The 2,200-nt window shown below is 62.2% G+C and carries 2 protein-coding genes; one reads left to right on the top strand and one right to left on the bottom strand.

Features of this window, described 5'->3' with window-relative positions; translation table 11 throughout:
- Window positions 1-1,407: Clp protease N-terminal domain-containing protein (locus VFF99_RS00010; protein ID WP_325013814.1), on the bottom strand; the 1,407-nt coding region annotated here is incomplete at its 3' end.
- 96 nt (window positions 1,408-1,503) lie between these two features.
- Here VFF99_RS00010 and VFF99_RS00005 point away from each other — a divergent pair.
- Window positions 1,504-2,043 carry a hypothetical protein gene (locus tag VFF99_RS00005; RefSeq protein ID WP_325013812.1) on the top strand — a complete coding sequence of 180 codons (540 nt, stop codon included), beginning with the start codon at window positions 1,504-1,506 and terminating at the stop codon, window positions 2,041-2,043.
- The last annotated feature ends 157 nt before the right edge of the window (window positions 2,044-2,200 follow it).

Raw genomic sequence — 2,200 nt, 5'->3', positions numbered from 1 at the left:
CACGCCCGCCTTCTCGGCCTTCCAGATTTCTTCCAGGTCGGCGTACTCGCGCTCGAGCTTGTGGATCTCTTCCTCGATCAGGCCGAGGCGCTTCTGCGATGCCTCATCGGTTTCCTTCTTGACCGCCTCGCGCTCGATCTTCAATTGGATCAGCCGGCGGTCGAGCCTGTCCATCACTTCCGGCTTGGAATCGATCTCGATCTTGATCTTGGACGCCGCCTCGTCGATCAGGTCGATCGCCTTGTCCGGCAGGAAGCGGTCGGTGATGTAGCGGTGCGACAGCTCGGCCGCGGCGACGATCGCCGGGTCGGTAATGTCGACGCCGTGGTGCACCTCATACTTTTCCTGCAGGCCGCGCAGGATGGCGATGGTCGCTTCCACGCTCGGCTCGTCGACCAGGATCTTCTGGAAACGGCGCTCGAGCGCGGCGTCCTTTTCCACGTACTTGCGGTACTCGTCCAGCGTGGTCGCACCGATGCAGTGGAGCTCTCCGCGCGCCAGCGCCGGCTTGAGCATGTTGCCCGCATCGATCGCGCCTTCGGCCTTGCCGGCGCCGACCATGGTGTGCAGCTCGTCGATGAAGACGATGGTCTGGCCCTCGTCCTGGGAGATTTCCTTCAGCACGGCCTTCAGGCGCTCCTCGAATTCGCCGCGGTATTTCGCGCCGGCCAGCAGCGCCGCCATGTCGAGCGACAGGACGCGCTTGCTCTTGAGGCTCTCCGGAACCTCGCCGTTGACGATGCGCTGCGCGAGACCTTCCACGATGGCGGTCTTGCCCACGCCCGGTTCCCCGATCAGCACCGGGTTGTTCTTGGAACGCCGCTGCAGGACCTGGATCGCGCGGCGGATTTCATCGTCGCGGCCGATAACCGGGTCGAGCTTGCCCATGCGTGCGCGCTCGGTAAGGTCGAGCGTGTACTTCTTCAGCGCTTCGCGCTGCCCCTCGGCGTCCTGCGAATTGACGTTGCCGCCGCCGCGCACGGCAGTGATGGCGGCTTCGAGGGCCTTGCGGCTCAGGCCGTTGTCGCGCGCCAGCTGGCCGGCGGATGACTTGTCCTCGGTCATCGCAAGCAGAACCATTTCACTGGAAATGAACTGGTCGCCGCGCTTTTGCGCTTCCTTGTCGGCGAGGTTCAGCAGCGAGACCGACTCGCGGCCGATCTGCACTTCGCCGCCGGTGCCGGACACCTTCGGCAGGCGCTCCAGCGCCGATTTCAGACCCGATGTGAGGCCGCCGACGTTCACGCCGGCACGCTGCAGCAGGGACCGGGCGCCGCCGTCATCCTGGTTCAGCAGCGCCGTCAGGATGTGCGCCGGGTCGATGTATTGGTTATCATTGCCGACGGCCAAACTCTGGGCGTCGGCAAGGGCTTCTTGCAATTTGGTTGTCAGTTTATCGAGGCGCATGTGACCCTCCAGTATTCGAATTGATAACTAAGTAGGGACGCGAGACCACTTTTCAAGCATGGATTTTGATTCCGGACATCCCGGAACCTGCTCACGATGGAATTACATCAAATTCAAGTAGCGTACCAGGCGGCAGAGGACCGCATCCTTTGCCGGGCCTCCTTCAGGGCCGAAGACGGCAGCCTGCAGGAAGTGCGGAGCTGGCTGACGCGGCGCATGGTCAAGGGCCTGTGGCCGGCTATGTTGGAAGCGATGGAACAGCAGGTCGGGCTGGACAATCCGCAGGCGGCGCATGCGAGCGGTCATGTTGTCGAAATGGAACATCAGGCGAGCGTTGCCGCTATCCGGGACAGCGGCAGCTTCGATGCGCCGTACGAGAACGACATCCGCAGCTTTCCCCTTGGGGAGGCGCCGATGCTGGTAACGAACGCCAGCTTCAGCCTTGCAGCGGGGCAGCCGATACGCATGAACCTGTCGCCCGGCGCCGGTGACGGTATCGAGTTCGCGCTCCCGCAGCAGGTGCTGTACGGGTTCAGCTCCTTGCTGCAAGACGCGGTGAAGACGGCGGATTGGGAACTGGAATTGGCACTGCCAAGTGGAGAGCTTGCTCCGATGGTGTCCCAGGCGTTGAACTAGCAGCGCATAGCGGACTGTAGATCCTATGAAGGGGTGAGTCAGTTGCAAAAGCTATCCTTAGAATTTGAAGTGCGACCAACAAATCGAGGAGAACGACATGCAACCGACTCACGAGAACGATTTTACGCTGAATGGGATGTTGACGGTGGCGCTGGAG

Source organism: Noviherbaspirillum sp. (assembly GCF_035654295.1).
Lineage (GTDB): Bacteria > Pseudomonadota > Gammaproteobacteria > Burkholderiales > Burkholderiaceae_D > Noviherbaspirillum.
The sequence above is the reverse complement of the archived record's forward strand: the minus strand, read 5'-3'. Positions and strand labels throughout refer to the sequence as shown.